This is a genomic window from Shewanella sp. 0m-8, assembly GCF_052977265.1.
Map to the genome: position 1 here is coordinate 41,943 of NZ_JBRIMB010000009.1, position 20,946 is coordinate 62,888.

Consider the following 20,946-nt stretch of genomic DNA (forward strand, 5'->3'; position numbering starts at 1 on the left):
GTGTATACAGTTTGAAAGGAATAGAAATGCACCAAGGCATCATGAAAGCCTGGCTCGAATCGTCACATCTTAATGGCGCGAATTCGACCTATGTAGAAGAGATGTATGAAGCCTATCAAGTCGATCCACAGTCAGTTACTGAAGACTGGCGTGTCGTGTTTGATAACCTCCCTCTAGTTAATGGTTCATCAGCGGATGTGCCAGAAGCTGCCCACTCTAAAGTACGCGACTATTTTCGTAGTCTTGCATTAGATGGACGTCAAAAAGGTTCACCTAAGGTGACCGATCATGAAGTCGATGCAAAACAAGTTAAAGTCCTACAGTTAATTAACGCTCACCGTTTCCGTGGTCATCAGAATGCCAATTTAGATCCGCTTGATATTTGGAAGCGCGACAAGGTATCTGAGTTAGACCCAGCATTTCACGGCTTAGATAGCGATGATATGCAGCGTCAATTTAATACGGGTTCATTTGCTCATGGTGGTGAAACCATGAAGCTGGTGGATCTCGTTAAAGCACTAAAGGCGACCTATTGTGGTTCTATCGGTGCTGAGTATATGCACATTACCGATACCGATGAAAAACGTTGGATTCAGCAACGTCTTGAACCGTCTCTGGGTGCTGCAAACTACTCAAAAGAAGATAAGACTCGAATTCTTGAAGGACTCAACGCCGCTGAGGGTATGGAAAAATACCTAGGTGCTAAGTTCCCAGGGGCAAAGCGCTTCTCGTTAGAGGGCGGTGATGCACTCGTTCCTATGATGCGTGAAATTATTTATCGCGCAGGTGATGCGGGTACCAAAGAAGTCGTTATTGGTATGGCACACCGTGGTCGTTTGAACGTGCTAGTCAATATTCTAGGCAAGAAACCATCAGAGTTGTTCGATGAGTTTGCCGGTAAGCACAGTGATGAGCTTAATGGCTCTGGTGACGTTAAATATCACCAAGGTTTCTCCTCAGATTTCGAAACGCCAGGTGGTAACGTTCACCTAGCACTTGCGTTTAACCCATCTCACCTTGAAATCGTTAACCCTGTGGTTATTGGTTCTGTACGTGCGCGTTTAGATAGACGCGGTTGTGATACGGGTTTGCAGGTGATGCCAATCACTATTCATGGTGACTCTGCCATTACTGGCCAGGGTATTGTGCAAGAAACCTTCAACATGTCGCAGACTCGTGGCTTTAAGGTTGGCGGCAGTATCCGTATCGTAGTTAACAATCAGGTTGGCTTTACCACTAACTTAACTGAAGACGTACGTTCAACTGAATACTGTACTGATATCGCTAAGATGGTGCAGGCACCAATTTTCCACGTGAATGCAGATGACCCTGAAGCGGTTGCTTTTGTTTCACAATTGGCAGTCGATTACCGTAACGAATTCAAACGTGATGTGGTGATTGACTTGGTTTGTTATCGCCGTCACGGCCATAACGAAGCCGATGAGCCAAGTGCTACTCAGCCTCTTATGTATGCCAAGATTAAAAAGCATCCAACACCAAGAAAGATCTACGCCGATAAGCTAATTGCTGAAAACGCAATGGGTAGCGATGACGTAACTTCGATGGTGAATGCTTATCGTGATGCACTTGATGATGGTGATTGCGTCGTGAAAGAGTGGCGACCAATGACACTTCACTCTGTCGATTGGAGCCCTTATATCGGCGCCGAGTGGAATGATGCATATGATGCGCATATGTCGATTGAGCGCATCAAAAACTTAGCTGATAAAATCAGTTATGTACCAGAAAGCCACAAGCTGCAATCACGCGTTGCTAAGATTTATAAAGATCGTTTAGCAATGGCTGCAGGTGAAAAACTGCTAGATTGGGGCTTTGCCGAGACCTTGGCTTATGCGTCGATTCTTGAAGACAAGAAACGTATCCGTATTACCGGTCAAGATTCTGGTCGCGGTACTTTCTTCCATCGTCACGCAGTATTGCATAATCAAAATGATGCAACGGCTTATATGCCACTGCGCAATATTGCCGATGAGCAAGGGCCCATTGATTTAACCGACTCGGTTTTATCGGAAGCATCAGTCCTAGCATTTGAATACGGTTACGCCACAGCCGAGCCGGGTGGATTAACACTATGGGAAGCTCAGTTTGGTGATTTTGCTAACTGTGCCCAAGTTGTTATCGATCAGTTCTTATCATCGGGTGAGCAGAAGTGGGGCCGTTTATGTGGCTTAACGATGCTATTGCCACATGGTTATGAAGGGCAAGGTCCTGAGCACTCAAGTGCACGTCTAGAACGTTTCCTCCAACTTTGTGCTAACCACAACATGCAAGTGTGTGTGCCGTCGACGCCAGCTCAGGTTTACCACATGCTACGTCGTCAGGTTGTACGCCCTATGCGTCGCCCACTCGTGGTTATGTCGCCTAAGTCATTGCTACGTCATCCATTAGCGGTTTCTAGCCTGGAAGAGTTAGCACACGGTACGTTCCAAAACGTTATCGGCGAAATTGATGAATTAAATGTAAGTAAAGTCGATAGAGTCGTATTTTGTAGCGGAAAAGTTTACTTTGAGCTCTTAGAGCGTCGTCGTAAAGAAGGCTTAGAGAATGTTGCGTTAATTCGTGTCGAACAACTGTACCCGTTCCCACATGAAGAAGCGGCAGCAGCCCTTGCTGAATATAGCCACGTTAAAGATTTTGTTTGGTGCCAAGAAGAGCCACAAAACCAAGGTGCTTGGTATTGTAGTCAACATCATTTCTGGAGTGTCATTCCTGGGGGAGCTCAGTTGAGCTACGCAGGCCGTGAAGCTTCAGCTGCACCAGCATGTGGTTACCCTGCATTGCATGCTCAGCAACAAGAATCATTAATCAACAGTGCGTTAAAGCTGTAGTAATAGACATTATATAAAAAGGATCGTAATCCATGAGTATCGAAATTAAGGTACCCGTACTGCCAGAATCAGTTGCAGATGCAACCATTGCTACATGGCATGTTCAAGCTGGCGAGCAAGTTTCTCGTGATCAAATCCTTGTTGATATTGAAACTGATAAAGTCGTACTTGAAGTTGTTGCACCAGAAGACGGACAGATTGCTGAGTTTTTAGCTCAAGAAGGCGATACTGTTCTTGGTGAAGCTGTGATTGCAAGCTTCGTAGCGGGCGCAGTTGCAGGTCAAGAAGTCACTAAAGCTGAAGCTGAAGCTGCAGCACCTGCGACTGATGAGTCTAATGATGCACTGAGCCCATCAGTTCGTCGTTTAATTGCTGAGCACAACGTTGATGCAAATGCGGTTAACGGTACGGGTATTGGTGGACGTATCACTAAAGAAGATGTTGAAGCTTTTGTTAAGAACAAAGGCGCAGCATCGGCTCCAGCAGCAAGTGCACCAGTTGCCGTAGCACCTCTTGCTGAGCGCAGCGAAAAACGTGTACCTATGACACGTCTTCGTAAAACGATTGCGAATCGTCTACTTGAAGCTAAAAACTCTACAGCCATGCTAACGACGTTTAACGAAGTTAACATGAAGCCAATTATGGATATTCGTAAGCAATATCAAGAGATTTTTGAGAAGCGCCACGGTATTCGTCTAGGTTTCATGTCTTTCTACGTTAAAGCGGTCACGGAAGCACTTAAGCGTTTCCCTGAAGTGAACGCTTCAATAGATGGTGACGAGATTGTCTATCACAACTATTTCGATGTGAGCATTGCAGTATCTACTCCTCGTGGCCTTGTGACACCCGTTCTACGTGACACAGACAAGATGAGCCTTGCTGATATCGAGCGTAATGTACGTGAACTCGCCATTAAAGGCCGTGACGGTAAGCTAACAGTAGAAGATATGACTGGTGGTAACTTCACCGTGACTAACGGTGGTGTATTTGGCTCACTGATGTCAACACCAATTCTGAATCTGCCACAAAGCGCTATCTTAGGCATGCATGCCATTAAAGATCGCCCAATGGCAGTAAATGGTCAGGTGGAAATCCTGCCTATGATGTACCTCGCACTTTCTTACGATCACCGGATTGTAGATGGTCGTGAATCAGTTGGTTACTTGGTTGCTATTAAAGACTTCCTAGAAGATCCAACTCGTCTGTTACTCGACCTTTAGGTCAAGGCAGACAATACCCTCGTTGCAGGCCCTACTAGGGCCTGTTGAAAAATTTATAAGAAGTAGAATGGATAGATCATCATGAATTTGCATGAATATCAGGCAAAAGCTCTATTTGCCGAATATGGTTTACCAGTGTCAGAAGGTTTTGCGTGTGATACTGCTCAAGAAGCAGTTGAAGCAGCGGGCCATATTGGCGGTGATATGTGGGTTGTTAAGTGTCAAGTACACGCTGGCGGCCGTGGTAAAGCAGGTGGCGTTAAAGTTACCGGTGATAAAGAAGAGATCCGCGCATTCGCTGAACATTGGTTAGGTAAGAACCTTGTTACTTACCAAACTGACGAGAAAGGTCAGCCAGTTGCTAAGATTTTAGTTGAAAGCTGCACTGATATTGCAAATGAACTGTACCTAGGTGCAGTAGTAGATCGCTCAACACGACGCGTTGTGTTCATGGCGTCTACCGAAGGCGGCGTTGAAATTGAAACCGTGGCAGAAGAAACGCCTGAGTTGATCCATAAAGCGATTATTGATCCGCTTACAGGTCCTCAGCCATACCAGGCACGTGATCTTGGTTTCAAGTTAGGTCTTAACCCAACTCAAATGAAGCAATTCACTAAGGTCTTTATGGGCCTAGCGAAAATGTTTGAAGACCATGATTTCGCACTACTTGAAATCAACCCACTTGTTATCACTGAAGAAGGCAACATTCATTGTCTTGATGGCAAGATTGGTATCGATGGTAACGCATTGTTCCGTCAGCCTAAAATCCGTGAAATGCACGATCCATCACAAGATGATGCTCGTGAAGCTCACGCGGCTAAGTTTGAGCTTAACTATGTAGCACTAGACGGTAACGTTGGTTGCATGGTTAATGGTGCTGGCCTAGCAATGGGTACGATGGATATCGTAAACCTACATGGTGGTAAGCCTGCTAACTTCCTAGATGTAGGCGGTGGAGCGACTAAAGAGCGTGTAGCTGAAGCATTCAAGATCATCTTGTCTGATTCAAACGTTAAAGCTGTTCTTGTGAACATCTTTGGTGGCATCGTTCGTTGTGACATGATTGCTGAAGGCATCATTGGCGCAGTTAAAGAAGTCGGTGTTGAAGTACCTGTTGTTGTACGTCTTGAAGGTACTAACGCTGATCTAGGTCGTGAAGTGCTAGCTAACTCAGATCTAGATATTATCGCAGCTACAAGTCTAACTGACGCGGCTGAGCAAGTAGTTAAAGCTGCGGAGGGCAAATAATGTCTGTATTAATTAACAAAGATACCAAAGTTATCTGTCAAGGTTTTACTGGCGGTCAAGGAACATTCCACTCAGAGCAAGCTATCGCTTACGGCACTAAGATGGTCGGCGGTGTTTCTCCTGGAAAGGGTGGTCAATCTCATCTAGGTCTTCCAGTATTTAATACTGTTAAAGACGCAGTTGAAGTGACTGGCGCAACGGCTTCAGTTATCTATGTGCCTGCACCTTTCTGTAAAGATGCAATCCTAGAAGCAATCGACGGTGGCATTGAGCTAATCGTTTGTATTACTGAAGGGATCCCAACGTTAGATATGCTTCAAGTTAAAGTTAAGCTTGAAGAAACTGGCGTACGCATGATTGGTCCAAACTGCCCAGGTGTTATCACACCTGGTGAGTGTAAGATTGGTATCATGCCAGGTCACATCCACAAGCCAGGTAAAGTAGGTATTGTTTCTCGCTCTGGTACGTTAACGTACGAAGCGGTTAAGCAAACGACTGATGAAGGTTTTGGTCAATCAACTTGTGTTGGTATTGGTGGCGACCCTATTCCTGGTACAAACTTCATCGACGTATTGGAAATGTTCCAAAACGATCCACAAACTGAAGCAATCGTAATGATTGGTGAAATTGGTGGCACAGCTGAAGAAGAAGCTGCTGAATACATCAAGGCTAACGTGACTAAACCAGTTGTATCATACATTGCTGGTGTTACTGCACCTGAAGGCAAGCGTATGGGCCATGCTGGCGCAATTATCGCTGGTGGTAAAGGTACGGCAGAAGATAAGTTTGCGGCTCTTGAAGCTGCAGGCGTAACGACTGTACGTTCACTTGCTGATATCGGTAAGGCACTTCGTACTAAAACAGGTTGGTAATTTCTAACCTTGTTTAAAAAAGGCGCTTTTAGCGCCTTTTTTGTTGCCAGCTCTTTATGTTTACAATAAAGGTAAGTGTAATTTTTCAATTTTGTCAGTTTGTTTTTAGAGTTTAATTCTACCAAGAGGGGCAAATCTAGAACTATTGGCGATAAATCCGTCTTATTTTGTCAAAAATATGGCGTAGTTTTAACAATCTGTTATACCTAATTTATCTATAGGGAACTTGTAGGTAACTTTTATGTCGATGGTTAGTGCAAAAGAATTTTCTGATTGGCTGCGAATGAGGTTTGGTGAACTCAACGAAGGTGTTTCGCTCACCCGTAAAGATATCAATCAGTTAACTGGCCGCCAAAACTTTTCTGCGGATTTTGTTAACGATATCCACTTTGAGCTAATGCGTCATGGGTTAGCCTTTGTAACAGATACGTCTAGAGAGCATTTTTACCTCGTGCCAATTAACAAGCAGTCATGGCGCGACCGCTTAGAGCAGCAGTTCGAGAAGGAGATCTTCTGTAATATTATTCCGCTTAATGTGTCTAGTAAGTAGTATGCTCTCGCTTTAAAGCCCTGCTTTTTATATCTGAATATCTTTATGTTAGGGACTAGGTTATTTCGATGTGGCTAACCCTTCGAGATGACATGGTGTCGCTATGATTTTTATTAGCTGTCAATTTAGCGTTGCCGGTAAAAGGTTTTAGATACATTTTTGACCTAGAAACCACAAAGTTCCAATCTTGTTAACACAACCACCCGTACTCTGCTATTATCCCTGCGCTCAATCTCGCTCTAGCTTTATTTATAGCCATTGCTATTCTCCACGCTAGTAAGCCTTTATTTATAAAGGTATTAATTTGTTAAGGGATTTAACTTGATGTCGACGATTACTATCATCTTTCCATTACTTTTTATGGCGAGCTTAGGCTATTTTCTGACGGCGAAGGGGCCGTTTACTAAAGAAAGTATCGGTGGCATAAGCCTATTTACCTTTTATCTGTCCATACCGGCTTTTTTGTTCATTAATATGTACCAAGCCGATCTGGCTAAGAGTTTTGAGCTTAAAAACTTAATGGCTTTTTATCTGCCTGTGCTTGGTGTCTACGGGGTCGTTGCTGGATTATATTGCTGGCTAATGCGAGGGCGTAAAGCTTTACTCACAAGTAGTGCTGTTTATGGATTAGGATGTAGCTATTCCAACACGATTCTTGTTGGTTTGCCAGTTATCGTAGGCGCGCTGGGTGAGAAGATGATGGGCAACGTGTTTGCAATTATCACCTTTCATAGCGCCATGCTTTTTTCATTAACTTTTCTTTTGAGTTATAAGCAAAATACCTCTGGATTCAATGGATGGCAGTTTATAAAAGGCATAGTGTTAAACCCGATTGTATTGGGGATTTCTGCAGGATTACTGTTAAATTTACTCGCGATTAAAGTAGAAGATAACTTATTTAATGGGTTGCGCCTGCTCAGTGAGCCGGCTTTGGCATGTGCCTTGTTTGTGCTTGGGGCAAACCTGAGTTTTTATAAGATAACCAGTCATTGGCAATTAGCGCTTGTCGCTTCCATGGTCAAACTCTTGCTACTGCCATTTTTAGTATTTTTATGTGGATCTAAGCTGTTGTCGATCGATGGTGATAATTTAGTGGTCTTGGTTCTACTCAGTGCTTCACCTTTGGGGGTTAATGCCTATCTAGTTGCTATGCAAGTTCAAGCGCAACAGGCTGCAATCGCCAGTACCGTAGTGTTATCTACGGTACTGTCTGTATTAAGCATGAGCTTTTGGTTGGCGGTGTTACTGTAATCGATTATTAAATGTTGCTAAACAGCATTTCTAGGTCGCGACAGCTCTGCAGGAGAGAGGATATAAACATCCTCGCAATAGAAGTCTTCTGCTTGAGCCGTACGCCACCATTCATTCCATGGACCTGCAACTTTATTCTCGTTAACGAGATCATTCATTTGTAGCGGTTGGATTAAACTGCCTACCGACATTAATAGACCATAGGGAGTACGACGCTTGAGCATATGCGGCTGTAACTTTTCTGGATTGTCTAGCCCCATACTGCCGACTAATTCGAAAAAACTCTCGAGCGTGTTGTGGTGATAATTTTTGACTCGTTCGCTTTTATCTACAATATTAACCGCTCTACTGCGCGCAGGGTCTTGTGTTGCAATCCCCGTAGGACACATGTTGGTGTTGCACTGTCTCGACTGAATACAGCCTAAGGACATCATCATGGTCCTGGCCGCATTAACGGTATCTGCGCCCATCGCAATTTTTGCCAGTAGATCAAAACTTGAGGCTGTTTTTCCTGAGGCGATAATTGTGATCTTGTCTCTGAGTCCTGCACCCGTTAAGGCGTTATCAACGAAATAAATGGCCTCAAGGCACATCATGCCCAATCTATTAGTAAACTCGACAGGAGCGGCTCCTGTGCCGCCTTCTGCACCATCAACGGTAATAAAGTCTGGGGTGATCCCCGTTTCAATCATCGCTTTACATAAACCTAAAAACTCGACAGGGTTACCTACACAGAGTTTAAAGCCAACAGGTTTCCCTTCACTGAGCTGCCGTAATGTCTGAATGAAGTTAAGCAGGTCTTTTGGCGTTGTGCATTCAGGGTTTACAGCTGGAGAGACGCAATCTCTATCTTTGGGGATGTGGCGAATGGCTGCAATCTCATCGGTAATTTTAGCGGCAGGTAATACCCCTCCATGCCCCGGTTTAGCGCCTTGAGAGAGCTTTATCTCAATCATTTTAATTTGCGGGCGAGTGGCCATTGCTGTAAATGTGTCGGGGTTGAAATTACCTGCATCATCACGGCATCCAAACAAACCAGAGCCAATTTGCCAAACTAGGTCGCCATGATGTTTAAGGTGATAGGGACTCACGCCACCTTCACCGGTGTTGTGGTAACAACCCGCTTTTAATGCGCCAAGATTAAGGGATTCGATGGCATTAGCACTCAGTGAGCCAAAACTCATGGCCGAGATATTAAAGTAAGATGCTTGATAGGGCTGTAAACAATCGGGCCCACCAATTTGAATGCGTTTGTTATTTTTATCAACCTCTTTAGGGTGCAGTGATTGCCACAGACTGAGGTAGTTATCTTCTAATAAATTTCTCTGTGTGCCAAAGGCGATGGTGTCGCGCACGTTTTTTGCACGTTGGTAGACTAAAGAACGTTGTTCACGGTTAAAAGGGGTCTCTTCTGTGTCATTAGCGATGAAGTACTGTTGGATTTCGACTCGATAAGACTCGAGAAAGTAACGCAGATAAGCGACAACAGGGTAGAGCCGGTTAAGTGTATGTGAGCTGTGGTAGATATCAAAATAACCGACAGCAGTATAGAAAAGGGTAAACATCAATACTAAGCTTGGAAACAGCCCAGTGTTGTTAAGCATATAATTGATGGCAATTAGGTTACCTAAGGTTGCAATAACCCAATAGACCTTTTGCATGATAGTCATAAAGCATTCCTTTGTTATTGACTCTAATCTAGCATTGCTATATTGAACGCGATTGGTACGATTTAAGCAAACATGTTTTAATACTTTCTAAACTAAACAAATAACGAGTATATTAGTTGCCTAGAAAGGAAGTTGATTAAAAGGAGTTTATTGTGATTATTACTGAGACAGACAGGCTGATTTTGCGTTGGTTTGAGCCTGAAGATACTAAAGCTATCTTTTTGTTGAACAGTGTCCCAGAAGTCCTAACTTATATTCCTGGCGCTCCTATGACTTCAATGTCTCAAGCGACGCAGATTTTAGATAACGTTATTTTACCCAGCTATCAAGAGCGAGGCTACGGCCGCTGGGCTGTAGAGCATAAGTCGGATGGGAAAGTGATTGGATTTTGTGGCCCGACTTTTATTACTGAGTTTAACGAAGTGGAGCTGGGGTACCGATATCTACCACAATATTGGGGGCAAGGTATTGGCTTTGAGGCCGGCGCAGCGGCACTTGAACGCTTTCAGGATTACGACATTCATGAGGCTATTGCGTTAATTTTACTAGGTAATAAAGGCTCGGAAGGCGTTGCGCGTAAGGTGGGGATGAAGCAAAGAAACCGTGATAAATTTATGGGCCATAAAGTGAATGTGTTTCATAAGTTTCTATAGCGGTTACCTAAACAAAAAAACCAGCGACTAAGCTGGTTTTTGTCTCGAGTCGCAGTATTACGCGACGCCGTGGTCGCACTCATCGTTAGTACAAACACCGTATAGATATAAGCTGTGGTTAGTTAGCTTAATGTTATGCTTCATTGCGATTTCATCTTGACGACGTTCAATCATTTCGTCAGAAAATTCGATAACCTTACCGCACGATAGGCATACTAAGTGGTCATGGTGATGCTGAGACGAAAGTTCGAAAACAGCCTTGCCACTCTCAAAGTGGTGGCGAGTAACAATACCTGCATCATCAAACTGGTTAAGTACGCGATATACAGTAGCAAGACCAATCTCTTCACCAATATCCAGTAACTTCTTATAGAGATCTTCAGCACTGATGTGTTGATTCTCTGGCGCTTGCATCAATTCTAAAATTTTGACTCGTGGTAAGGTCACTTTCAAACCGGCTTTCTTTAGCGCTTGATTTCCATCTGTCATTATTGTTCTCTTGATTGCAGAACGATTAGCTATAAGTTAATCAGTTCATTTGTGGGTATTCAATCCATTATATGTGTACAAATTGAAAACTTAAACCTTTGATCTAGCAATAAAGCCTCATATGCAAATAAAAGCCATTAACTAGATATAAAACAAACAATTTAAACGTACTTTTTGTATTGTTATTGCCCATTTATACTAACGCCTAATGTCATCCACGCCGACAAAAAGGCAAGATAGTAACAAAGACTAATAATAAGGACTGTAGATGTACCAGCAGATTGTAATATTGACCGGGGCAGGGATCTCTGCTGAATCTGGGTTACGTACCTTTAGAGATCAAGATGGTTTATGGGAAGAGCATAAAATCGAAGAGGTCGCGACCCCTGAAGGCTACGCCAATAACCCATTGTTAGTTGAACGTTTCTATAACGATAGATGGCAACAGTTTCATAATGGCTCTATCGAACCCAATGCGGGCCATATTGCACTTGCTAAGCTTGAGCAAGAGTTTGAGGGCGAGTTGTTGGTGGTTACACAAAACATAGATGATTTACATGAGCGAGCAGGCTCTCGACGTCTTTTACACATGCATGGAGAGTTATCTAAAGGGCGTTGCCCACGCTCACAGCAAACCTTCGTATTAAGAGAACCTTTTGGACCAGAACATACTTGTACTTGCTGCATACCAGCTCAAAGACTCAGGCCGCATGTTGTTTGGTTTGGTGAAATGCCTTTTGGTTTAGATAGAATTCAACATGCGCTAGATACATGCGATCTGTTTATTGCGATAGGCACATCAGGAACGGTGTACCCTGCGGCAGGCTTTGTTGATACAGCTAATCACCATGGCGCACAGACGGTTGAGATTAACCTTGTGGCTGCAGATAGGCACAGCCAATTCCAATATCATTTAGAAGGGAAAGCGAGTGAAGTGGTACCTAAACTTGTGGATGATATTCTTAGTGGCAAAATAGTGAATAACCTACTTTAGCCTTAGTGCTTGGGTGTCGTATACCAATGGGTATTAATAATGTCCTCGTAATGAGGTAAGTAAAAGGTAATTGTAGATGAAACAAGATACTGATGTTGGCGGCATTGCAATCATTATGCGTGGACTGCCGGGAAGTGGTAAAAGCTATTGGGTTGAACAATATGTAAAGTCATTACCAAAGTGTGATGATAGTGGATCGGTTAAGGTTTGCTCTACAGATGAGTTTTTTTATCTTGATGGTGAGTACCACTTTAATCCAAAACAATTATCTAAATATCATCAACTTAACTTAACGCGATTTATCCACGCAATTGCTAATAAAATACCTGTGGTTATTTGCGATAATACCAATATGGCTCTATGGGAGTTTGAGGGATATTATGCAGCAGCGAAAGCGGAAGGCTATCAAGTGCAGATCCAGCAGATTGGTGAGCCAAAGGATAAGAATCATCAGCTATTATGTGCCGACCGTAACAAGCATCGGGTACCGTTAAATAGTATTATTCGCATGGCAAAAACGTTTGAAGCCTAATGATTATACATATTCTTATATCCCTTTCTTACAATTAGTATAACTCGCTCTTGTAGTCTAAATGGCGAGTTTTAGCACTTCCAATCAGTGTCATAACCGAGTTCAATTAAAGTCCTTGCCTCACAAGCGCTAAGCCCTCGCTGAGCGAACACATCTTGATACTGATTGCTTTACGTAAGCAATGTTCATAATGTTTATGATTAGGCAGGCAATAAAAAAGCCTATAGACATTCATCTATAGGCTTTTATGTTAAAGCTTAAAACTCTAAAGAGTCATAACTAAATTAATAGTTACTTCTTAGCGTTTCTTTCTTTAACTTCAGCGATAACTTTCTCAGAAACACTGTTTGGACACTGGCTGTAGTGAGCGAATTCCATAGAGAATTGGCCACGACCAGAAGTCATAGTACGTAGTGAACCGATGTAACCGAACATTTCTGAAAGCGGTACGTCAGCCTTAATACGAACACCAGTAACACCAGCGTTTTGATCTTTGATCATACCACGACGACGGTTAAGGTCACCAATAACGTCACCAACGTTGTCATCTGGGCTGAATACGTCAACGTTCATGATAGGCTCAAGAAGTTGCGCGCCAGCTTTTGGCATAGATTGACGGAATGCGCCTTTAGCAGCGATTTCGAACGCGATAGCTGACGAGTCAACTGCGTGGAAAGCACCATCTTTAAGTTCAAGTTCAACGTCTAACACAGGGAAACCAGCAACAGTACCGGTGTTCATCATGCTAGCGAAACCTTTCTCAACTGCTGGCCAGAATTCCTTAGGAACGTTACCACCAACAACTGAAGACTTAAATGTGAAGCCAGTGTTTTGCTCACCAGGACGGATAACATAGTCGATCTTACCGAACTGACCAGAACCACCAGACTGCTTCTTATGCGTGTAGCTATCTTCGATTTCACGAGTAATAGTTTCACGGTATGCAACTTGAGGCTCACCAACAATTAGGTCAACGCCGTAAGTACGCTTAAGGATGTCTACCTTAATGTCTAGGTGAAGCTCACCCATACCTTTAAGAATAGTTTCACCTGAATCGATGTCAGTCTCTACACGGAAAGATGGATCTTCTGCAATCATTTTACCGATAGCGATACCCATTTTCTCAGAGCCGCCTTTATCTTTTGGTGTTACAGAGATAGAGATAACTGGCTCTGGGAATACCATTGCTTCAAGAGTACAAGGGTGCTTAACATCACACAAAGTGTGACCTGTTTGCACGTTCTTCATACCAACGATAGCGATGATGTCACCAGCTTGTGCGTAATCAAGTTCGTTACGCTCATCTGCTTGCATTTCACACATACGGCCGATACGTTCAGTCTTACCAGTTGCACTGTTAAGAATAGTATCGCCTTTACGTAGCTGACCTGAGTAGATACGTACGAATGTTAGTGCACCGAAACGGTCATCCATGATTTTGAATGCTAGTGCTTTTAGTGGCTCATCGATAGAAACTAAAGCGAACTCACCGTTTTCGTTACCTTCTTCGTCAGTAAGAGGTTGTGGATCAACTTCAACTGGGTTTGGTAGGTAATCAACAACAGCATCAAGAAGAAGCTGCATACCTTTGTTCTTGAAAGCAGAACCACAGTATGTAGGGAAGAAGTCCATTGTACGAGTACCAGCACGGATACAACGCTTAATGTCTTCCATAGATGGCTCTTCGCCTTCCATGTAAGCTTCTAATAGGTCATCGTCTTGCTCTAGAGCAGTTTCGATTAGCATTTCACGGTATTCTTCAACAAGGTCAACCATGTCAGCAGGAACGTCTTCTACTGAGTAGTTCTCAGCTTCGCCAGTGTCATCCCATACGTATGCTTTACGAGTAAGTAGGTCAACAACACCACTGAACTCGTCTTCGATACCGATTGGCAGTACCATAACAAGTGGGTTAGCAGCTAGAACGTCTTTAGTTTGCTTAACAACACGTAAGAAGTCAGCACCCATACGGTCTAACTTGTTTACGAAGATGATACGCGCAACTTCTGAGTCGTTAGCATAACGCCAGTTAGTTTCTGATTGTGGTTCAACACCACCAGAACCACAGAATACACCGATACCACCATCAAGAACTTTAAGAGAACGGTAAACTTCTACTGTAAAGTCAACGTGACCAGGGGTGTCGATAACGTTGAAACGGTGTTCTTTCCAAAAACAACTAACAGCAGCAGACTGAATGGTAATACCACGCTCAGCTTCCTGTTCCATGAAGTCAGTTGTTGATTCGCCGTCATGCACTTCGCCCAGTTTATGGATCTTACCGGTAAGCTTTAGGATACGCTCAGTTGTAGTAGTCTTACCCGCGTCAACGTGAGCAAAGATACCAATGTTTCTGTACTTTGATAAATCAGTCATTTTTCTACTCTATTGGAGTTACGTTCTAAAATTCCGCGCAAGTATAGCAATACTTTTCAATTTATTTTATCGATTTTTATCATTCAGGGCTAAATTAAACGAAATATCATAAAAAAATCACATTTTATAGCCAAATCTAAGGTTGTTACTTCGGCTGTAAAGGCAGGGGGTTAGCTAAAAGGCATATTTATAGGCTCTTAATGTGACCAATAGTAATGACGCAATCTTGGCGTTTCAGATATTTATGCTGGTCAGTGGCACCAACTGAGCCGACCGTTACGAATTGAAACGCCAACGGTCCCAGATCAGAGGTGTTGCGAAGCGGACATATTTATAGTTGTTGGTTACCTTAGCTTACCCATGACTGATAAACGTATTTGAGTCCTTTGGAAGATGAACTTGTTTAGCTACGACTTTCATCGCATGAGTCAATTTGCTGAGCTGGCTTGAGGTAATGCAATAGGGCGGCATGATATAGATAAGATTAGCAAAAGGTCTTATCCATACGCCTAAATCGACAAACTGCTGTTGCAGCTCTGCAGTATTAACAGTGGCATTCATCTCTAACACTCCTACGGCCCCTAATACGCGTACGTCTTTGACATTTTGGTAGTCTATAGCGCTTGCCAGTTCGTGCTTTAACTGAGTTTCAATAGCACTAACCTGTTGTTGCCAATGATTTTCACCAATAAGCTCAAGGCTGGCGATGGCCGCAGAGCACGCTAATGGGTTAGCCATGAAGGTTGGGCCGTGCATAAACACGCCGGCAGGAGAATCACTAACACCTTTAGCCACTTCATCACTGCACAGGGTTGCTGCTAACGAAATATAACCACCAGTCAATGCTTTACCTAAACATAAAATGTCGGCTTCAATATTGCTGTGTTCGTAGGCAAATAACTTACCAGTACGACCAAAGCCGGTGGCGATTTCATCAAGAATCAGCAGCACATTATATTTGTCGCACAGTTTTCTTACCGCGGTTAAATACTCTGGGTGGTAAAAACGCATACCGCCAGCACCTTGCATAATCGGCTCGAGCAATAATGCCGCTATCTGTTGATGATTATCTTCAAACAGGTTAGAAATGTCGCTCAGTTCCTCTGGGTCAAAGTCGTCATCGAAGCGAGACTGAGGAGCTGGGGCAAACAATTGTTTGGTGACTAACTCACCAAACATGGTGTGCATGCCACCTTCTGGATCGCACACGCTCATGGCTGCAAAGGTATCACCATGATAGCCATTTTTAATGGTGAGGATTTTTTGCTTCGCTGTATGTCCTCTACCTTGCCAGTATTGCAGAGCCATTTTCATCGCCACTTCTACCGCGATTGAGCCCGAGTCCGCCAAAAATACCTTGGTTAGTTTGGGGCTAGTCATGTCGATGAGCAGTCGTGCCAACTCTACTGCAGGACGGTGGGTGATCCCGCCAAACATAACATGGCTTAATTGTGCGGTTTGCTGCTGCATTGCTGCGACTATTTTGGGATGGCTATAACCATGGACACAAGCCCACCATGAACTGGTACCGTCAATGAGTTTTGTACTATCTTGCAACTCCAGTTCAACGCCATCGGCGGCAACGACTCCAAATGCCGGCAATGCATTGGCCATGGAGGTATACGGATGCCACAAGTGCTCTTTATCAAATTGAAGATCAACACTGCTTGTAGTAGATTGAATGTTGTTGCTCATATAATAACCGTTAGTAAACCTTTTAATTAGTATGACATTGACAGGTTACGACCTGTAGGTATCCTAAGCAAGATAAATATTACGTAAAACCCTCTACTTCATAGTGGTAAGTTGTTGTTTTTAAGGTTAAAAGTGTGCCATTCTTTAACAGGGTTAACGGCAGTTAGCATCTTTTTTATAAACTCAGATGCTAGCAGCAAACGCAAAAGAATCAGATTAATTGAACGTGTGAGCAAAAAGGGAACTGCATGTCTGAAGTACAGCTAAGAAATAACTGGAAGCGCGAAGAGATTGAAAGCTTATTTGCACTGCCAATGAACGATCTCCTATTTCAGGCGCATAGCATCCACCGCCAAGAGTTCGATCCTAATGAAGTCCAGATCAGCCGTTTACTGTCGATTAAAACCGGTGCTTGCCCAGAAGACTGTAAGTATTGCCCGCAAAGTGCACGTTATGACACAGGTCTTGAAAAAGAGCGCTTGCTCGCCATGGAAACGGTACTAATAGAAGCTCGCAGTGCTAAAGCTGCGGGAGCATCACGTTTCTGCATGGGCGCAGCGTGGCGTAATCCTAAAGAACGCGATATGCCATACCTTAAGACCATGGTGGAAGAGGTTAAAGCATTAGGTATGGAAACCTGTATGACCCTGGGTATGTTGTCAGCTGATCAAGCCAATACGCTGGCTGATGCGGGGCTGGACTATTACAACCATAACTTAGATACCTCGCCTGAATATTATGGCGATGTGATCACCACTCGCACCTATCAAAGTCGTTTAGATACCTTATCCAATGTACGTGCATCAGGCATGAAAGTATGTTCTGGTGGCATTGTTGGCATGGGCGAGAAAGCCACCGACCGAGCCGGTCTTCTTCAGCAATTGGCAAACTTAGATCAGCATCCAGATTCTGTGCCAATTAATATGTTGGTAAAAGTCGAAGGTACCCCCTTTGAAAAGCTTGATGATTTAGATCCATTAGAGTTTGTCCGTACCATTGCCGTAGCGCGTATTACAATGCCCAAGTCTAGAGTGCGTCTGTCGGCAGGGCGTGAGAATATGACCGATGAACTGCAAGCGATGTGCTTTTTTGCGGGAGCAAATTCAATCTTTTACGGCTGTAAGTTGTTAACGACGGCAAATCCAGAAGAAAATGATGATATGAGTCTATTTAGACGACTGGGCCTGCATCCTGAGCAGGGCGTAGCATCAACCAAAGAACAGGATGAAGCTATGTTGGCAAAAGCCGCGGCGCAGCAAGACAAAAAAGTGTCTGCATTTTATGATGCCGGCGCGCTTTAAGTTGCTGATTAAAAAATAGTTAATAGTTAATAGTTAATAGTTAATAGTTACAAGATGGTTAATGGTTACAAGATGGTTAATGGTTACAAGATGGTTAATGGTTACAAGATGGTTAATGGTTACAAGATAGTTAATGGTTACAAGATAGTTAATGGTTACAAGATAGTTAATGGTTGCCGGGTGACTAATTAACAGAGAGCATCGTCAGTGTTGGTCAGTATCGCTCAATGCTGATAGTGCTCCCTTTTTCAAAGCGATTTTATACAAGTAACGATTAAAATACACAATTACCAAAGCCTGCCGAAAATAAAGCGGTGGGTTTACTAGGCTATTTTAGCCTTTTAACTGAGCATAACAATGTCAGAAAGTTCAAAAAATCAGCCGTTAGTCGAGTCCTTGAACGCTAGAGTTATCAATAAAAATCAAGCGTTAGAACAACAAGGTCTGCTTCGAAGACGCACTAATCTTGTGCTGGACCCTAATCAGTCAAATTACTTTGAAGTGGATGCACTGCCTTATGTTAATTTCAGTAGTAATGACTATTTAGGCTTATCGACATCTTCAGAGTTAGCTGAGGCACTTTACCAAGGAGCGAAACAACACGGTGTTGGGAGTACTTCCTCGCCATTGGTCGTGGGTTATAGCGAAGCGCATTTAAAACTTGAGCAAGCCTTATGCGAAGCCACAGGACATGAAGCTGCACTGTTATTTTGTTCAGGTTTTAGCGCTAATAACGCATTAATGAAGACCTTGTTTAATGAAACGGATCTGGTGCTTGCCGATAAGTTAATCCATGCCTCAGTGATCGACGGCGTTCAGGATAGTGGTGCTAAGCTGAAGCGCTTTAGTCATAACGACATCGATAGTGCTAAGAGTCATTTAGAGCGCTTTTCGCCAAGTGCATTATTGACCGAAAGTCTATTTAGTATGGATGGTGATATTGCTCCTTTAGCTGAGTTATCGGCGCTTTGTCAACAGCATAATACTTGGTTAATCGTCGATGATGCCCATGGTTTTGGTCTGCTAGGCGAAAACGGATTGGGTGCCACAAGGATTGCAAACGACATTAAGATTGATGCTCAGTTGGTCACCTTTGGTAAGGCCATGGGGGGGCAAGGAGCTGCAATTCTCGGAAGCCAAGCATTAATCGATTTTTTGGTGGCCAATGCCCGTCATTACATCTACTCAACAGCGTTGTCGCCAGCTCATGCCGTAGCAGCATTGGCCGCCATCAATATGATTAAGCAGCAACCCGAACGTCGGCAGAAATTGAATGACAATATTGCCTGTTTTAGAGCTGCCTGCTTAGAAAAGAATATCGAACTCTCAGACTCACAAACTGCAATTCAACCGATCTTAATCGGCGATGCCGCTAAGACAATGGCGGTGGCTAAAAGATTGAAAGAACATGGTTTCTGGTTAGGTGCGATTCGAACTCCAACCGTACCCGTCGGAAGTGCAAGATTAAGGTTAACCATAAATGCTAATCACTGTCAGCAAGATATTTTGGCGTTAGTGGATGTGTTGGCTGTTATCTTAAATGATGACTGACATTGAGCTTTCTAATATCTCATTACGCTGTCTTTAAAGGTTCTTTAAAGGCTTTTATACCGCTATTTCAATTTTATTTGATTGATTAGGATCCAATGCAGTGAATACAGGATCAAGTGAGCTTAAACACCAAGTCGCAGCGCGGTTTTCCGCCGCAGCCGCGCATTACCATAGTTACGATATACTGCAAAAAAGAACTGCTGAGCATCTGTTACGTCAAGTGACCTCAAGCTCCCGCTTATTAGATATAGGTGCCGGTCCTGGTACTTGCTTTGATCATATTCCTAGCCTTGAGCAAGTACTCTGTCTCGATATTGCCGAGGGGATGCTCAAAACGCTTAGCGAAAACTTCCCGCAGTACATACCGATTTGTGGCGATGCCCAGAGTCTTCCTTTTGCTGCAGACACGATTGGTGGCATCTATTCCAATGTGGCATTGCAATGGTGCCAAAATCTTCCTCTAGCGATTAATGAAGCTTGCAGAGTGCTTTGTCGTGATGGTGAACTGAATATGAGTATCGTGGCTGCCAATAGTTTGTATCAGTTGGCTGAACTAGGTTTTAAGGTCAATACGTTTATCGATGAAAAAACACTGCTTGCTTGTTTTGAGCAAGATGCCTGGCAAATAGCAGAGTTTGAAACTCAAGCGATAACGGTTCACTTTGCCGATCTTAGAGCTATGCTGCAGTCGATTAAAGGGGTTGGGGCATCAATTGTAAAACAAGATCAAAATGTTAACTTGCCTCAGGTCACATTGAGAGGACGTAAAGATTGGCAAGCTTTGCAAGCTCAGGCAGAGTTGAGTCGAGCCCCTGAGGGCCTTCCTTTAACTTATAATATTAGCTTTATTAAAGCGCGGAAAAAGCGCTAAACGCAGCTTGGAGTTGACATGACATTTTTTGTAACGGGTACAGATACCGATTGTGGTAAGACGTTGATCTCATCTGCATTGCTAACTGCCGCTAAAGGCGAAACAGTAGGCTTTAAGCCGATAGCATCTGGCTGTGAACAAACAGAGAAAGGGCTTCGAAATAGTGATGCTTTGGCATTAATGGCTGCTTCTAGTATCAAACTTCCTTACGAGGATATTAATCCTTTTGCCTTTGAAGCAGCTATTGCGCCGCACATCGCGGCAGCAGAGAAAGGCGTTCAATTAGCGCCTAATCGTATTGAAGCTCAGCTCAAGATGGCTGAATTTGTTGGTGCTGATTTTTGCTTGATTGAAGGTGCGGGTGGCTGGCGTTTACCATTAGGAGAAGGTCACTACCTTTCAGACGTTGTGCAATCGATGAACTTGCCAGTGATCTTAGTGGTGGGTATGAAACTAGGCTGTTTAAGCCATGCATTATTAACGGCTGAAGCGATTAAGGCTGATGGTTTGAACCTTGTAGGCTGGGTAGCGAATCAAGTCGATGCCGATATGGCAAATCAACAAGAAAATCTAGCCGCGCTAAAACAGATGATGACGGCACCTTGCTTGGGCTATGTACCGCATCTTGCTAAGCCGACCGCGGAAGCTGCTGCCAGTCATTTAGATATGAGTGTTTTGTTATAAGCTAATCGTTAATATCTAATAGTTAGTGCGATGTAACATGAATTAGCTAAAGCTTGTACGCAAAATTAACGCCCAATTGGTGGAGAAATTATGCTTCCTAATTGGGCTTATCTTTATGTTAAGAAAGATTAATCCCACGT

17 protein-coding genes are annotated in these 20,946 nt (G+C 43.5%); 13 read left to right on the top strand and 4 right to left on the bottom strand.

Annotated elements, in window-relative coordinates; translation table 11 throughout:
• Window positions 1-26: 26 nt before the first annotated feature.
• The 6 genes from sucA (at window position 27) to ACVBIO_RS06345 (ending at window position 7,990) form a co-directional block, all read left to right on the top strand.
• A complete protein-coding gene (gene sucA, locus ACVBIO_RS06320) occupies window positions 27-2,849 on the top strand; it encodes a 2-oxoglutarate dehydrogenase E1 component (RefSeq protein ID WP_447172223.1) in 2,823 nt (940 codons plus the stop codon).
• Window positions 2,850-2,881: 32 nt separating this feature from the next.
• Window positions 2,882-4,069: a 2-oxoglutarate dehydrogenase complex dihydrolipoyllysine-residue succinyltransferase gene (odhB, locus tag ACVBIO_RS06325; RefSeq protein ID WP_447172224.1), complete on the top strand. Its 1,188-nt coding sequence runs from the start codon at window positions 2,882-2,884 to the stop codon at window positions 4,067-4,069.
• Between the two features lie 81 nt (window positions 4,070-4,150).
• Window positions 4,151-5,317, top strand: coding sequence for an ADP-forming succinate--CoA ligase subunit beta (gene sucC, locus ACVBIO_RS06330; protein ID WP_447162226.1), 1,167 nt, complete (start codon window positions 4,151-4,153; stop codon window positions 5,315-5,317).
• Complete coding sequence (gene sucD / locus ACVBIO_RS06335; RefSeq protein WP_447162227.1) at window positions 5,317-6,189, top strand: succinate--CoA ligase subunit alpha; 873 nt, start codon at window positions 5,317-5,319, stop codon at window positions 6,187-6,189. Before sucC ends, sucD begins: the two co-directional genes overlap by 1 nt.
• Before the next feature lie 241 nt (window positions 6,190-6,430).
• Window positions 6,431-6,739 (top strand): hypothetical protein, encoded by a 309-nt coding sequence (locus ACVBIO_RS06340; protein ID WP_447162228.1) that lies wholly within the window; start codon window positions 6,431-6,433, stop codon window positions 6,737-6,739.
• Window positions 6,740-7,063: 324 nt separating this feature from the next.
• Window positions 7,064-7,990, top strand: a complete 927-nt coding sequence (locus ACVBIO_RS06345) for an AEC family transporter (protein WP_447172225.1) — start codon at window positions 7,064-7,066, stop codon at window positions 7,988-7,990.
• Window positions 7,991-8,007: 17 nt separating this feature from the next.
• Here ACVBIO_RS06345 and ACVBIO_RS06350 read toward each other — a convergent pair whose 3' ends face one another.
• Complete coding sequence (locus ACVBIO_RS06350; RefSeq protein ID WP_447161957.1) at window positions 8,008-9,660, bottom strand: FMN-binding glutamate synthase family protein; 1,653 nt, start codon at window positions 9,658-9,660, stop codon at window positions 8,008-8,010.
• A 152-nt stretch (window positions 9,661-9,812) separates the two neighbouring features.
• On the opposite strand from ACVBIO_RS06350, the gene ACVBIO_RS06355 reads away from it, so the two are divergent.
• Window positions 9,813-10,313 carry a GNAT family N-acetyltransferase gene (locus ACVBIO_RS06355; protein WP_447172226.1) on the top strand — a complete coding sequence of 167 codons (501 nt, stop codon included), beginning with the start codon at window positions 9,813-9,815 and terminating at the stop codon, window positions 10,311-10,313.
• A 57-nt stretch (window positions 10,314-10,370) separates the two neighbouring features.
• On the opposite strand, the gene fur is transcribed toward ACVBIO_RS06355, so the two are convergent.
• Window positions 10,371-10,802: a ferric iron uptake transcriptional regulator gene (fur, locus tag ACVBIO_RS06360; protein ID WP_447161959.1), complete on the bottom strand. Its 432-nt coding sequence runs from the start codon at window positions 10,800-10,802 to the stop codon at window positions 10,371-10,373.
• Between the two features lie 268 nt (window positions 10,803-11,070).
• On the opposite strand from fur, the gene cobB reads away from it, so the two are divergent.
• Window positions 11,071-11,796 (top strand): Sir2 family NAD+-dependent deacetylase, encoded by a 726-nt coding sequence (gene cobB / locus ACVBIO_RS06365; protein ID WP_447161960.1) that lies wholly within the window; start codon window positions 11,071-11,073, stop codon window positions 11,794-11,796.
• A 76-nt stretch (window positions 11,797-11,872) separates the two neighbouring features.
• Window positions 11,873-12,328 (top strand): AAA family ATPase, encoded by a 456-nt coding sequence (locus ACVBIO_RS06370; protein WP_447161961.1) that lies wholly within the window; start codon window positions 11,873-11,875, stop codon window positions 12,326-12,328.
• Between the two features lie 291 nt (window positions 12,329-12,619).
• On the opposite strand, the gene fusA is transcribed toward ACVBIO_RS06370, so the two are convergent.
• Window positions 12,620-14,704: an elongation factor G gene (fusA, locus tag ACVBIO_RS06375; RefSeq protein WP_447161962.1), complete on the bottom strand. Its 2,085-nt coding sequence runs from the start codon at window positions 14,702-14,704 to the stop codon at window positions 12,620-12,622.
• Window positions 14,705-15,058: 354 nt separating this feature from the next.
• A complete protein-coding gene (gene bioA / locus ACVBIO_RS06380) occupies window positions 15,059-16,399 on the bottom strand; it encodes an adenosylmethionine--8-amino-7-oxononanoate transaminase (RefSeq protein WP_447172227.1) in 1,341 nt (446 codons plus the stop codon).
• Window positions 16,400-16,647: 248 nt separating this feature from the next.
• Between bioA and bioB the strand changes: the two genes are divergently transcribed.
• From bioB to bioD, 4 genes are all read left to right on the top strand, one after another.
• On the top strand, window positions 16,648-17,700 hold the full coding sequence (gene bioB / locus ACVBIO_RS06385; protein WP_447172228.1) for a biotin synthase BioB: 1,053 nt from the start codon (window positions 16,648-16,650) through the stop codon (window positions 17,698-17,700).
• A 357-nt stretch (window positions 17,701-18,057) separates the two neighbouring features.
• The gene (locus tag ACVBIO_RS06390; RefSeq protein WP_447172229.1) at window positions 18,058-19,251 is read left to right on the top strand and encodes an 8-amino-7-oxononanoate synthase; all 1,194 of its coding nucleotides are present in this window, start codon (window positions 18,058-18,060) and stop codon (window positions 19,249-19,251) included.
• 100 nt (window positions 19,252-19,351) lie between these two features.
• A complete protein-coding gene (locus ACVBIO_RS06395; RefSeq protein ID WP_447172230.1) occupies window positions 19,352-20,122 on the top strand; it encodes a methyltransferase domain-containing protein in 771 nt (256 codons plus the stop codon).
• Between the two features lie 18 nt (window positions 20,123-20,140).
• On the top strand, window positions 20,141-20,806 hold the full coding sequence (gene bioD / locus ACVBIO_RS06400) for a dethiobiotin synthase (RefSeq protein WP_447161967.1): 666 nt from the start codon (window positions 20,141-20,143) through the stop codon (window positions 20,804-20,806).
• Window positions 20,807-20,946 lie beyond the last annotated feature (140 nt).

What these genes read in the sequence shown, in the direction of transcription:
- bioB (WP_447172228.1), top strand. Translation starts at nt 16,648, where the DNA reads ATGTCTGAAGTACAGCTAAGAAATAACTGGAAGCGCGAAGAGATTGAA.
- ACVBIO_RS06370 (WP_447161961.1), top strand. Translation starts at nt 11,873, where the DNA reads ATGAAACAAGATACTGATGTTGGCGGCATTGCAATCATTATGCGTGGA.
- fur (WP_447161959.1), bottom strand. Translation starts at nt 10,802, where the DNA reads ATGACAGATGGAAATCAAGCGCTAAAGAAAGCCGGTTTGAAAGTGACC.
- bioA (WP_447172227.1), bottom strand. Translation starts at nt 16,399, where the DNA reads ATGAGCAACAACATTCAATCTACTACAAGCAGTGTTGATCTTCAATTT.
- ACVBIO_RS06390 (WP_447172229.1), top strand. Translation starts at nt 18,058, where the DNA reads ATGTCAGAAAGTTCAAAAAATCAGCCGTTAGTCGAGTCCTTGAACGCT.
- bioD (WP_447161967.1), top strand. Translation starts at nt 20,141, where the DNA reads ATGACATTTTTTGTAACGGGTACAGATACCGATTGTGGTAAGACGTTG.
- fusA (WP_447161962.1), bottom strand. Translation starts at nt 14,704, where the DNA reads ATGACTGATTTATCAAAGTACAGAAACATTGGTATCTTTGCTCACGTT.
- sucD (WP_447162227.1), top strand. Translation starts at nt 5,317, where the DNA reads ATGTCTGTATTAATTAACAAAGATACCAAAGTTATCTGTCAAGGTTTT.
- cobB (WP_447161960.1), top strand. Translation starts at nt 11,071, where the DNA reads ATGTACCAGCAGATTGTAATATTGACCGGGGCAGGGATCTCTGCTGAA.
- ACVBIO_RS06345 (WP_447172225.1), top strand. Translation starts at nt 7,064, where the DNA reads ATGTCGACGATTACTATCATCTTTCCATTACTTTTTATGGCGAGCTTA.
- odhB (WP_447172224.1), top strand. Translation starts at nt 2,882, where the DNA reads ATGAGTATCGAAATTAAGGTACCCGTACTGCCAGAATCAGTTGCAGAT.
- sucC (WP_447162226.1), top strand. Translation starts at nt 4,151, where the DNA reads ATGAATTTGCATGAATATCAGGCAAAAGCTCTATTTGCCGAATATGGT.
- sucA (WP_447172223.1), top strand. Translation starts at nt 27, where the DNA reads ATGCACCAAGGCATCATGAAAGCCTGGCTCGAATCGTCACATCTTAAT.
- ACVBIO_RS06340 (WP_447162228.1), top strand. Translation starts at nt 6,431, where the DNA reads ATGTCGATGGTTAGTGCAAAAGAATTTTCTGATTGGCTGCGAATGAGG.
- ACVBIO_RS06350 (WP_447161957.1), bottom strand. Translation starts at nt 9,660, where the DNA reads ATGACTATCATGCAAAAGGTCTATTGGGTTATTGCAACCTTAGGTAAC.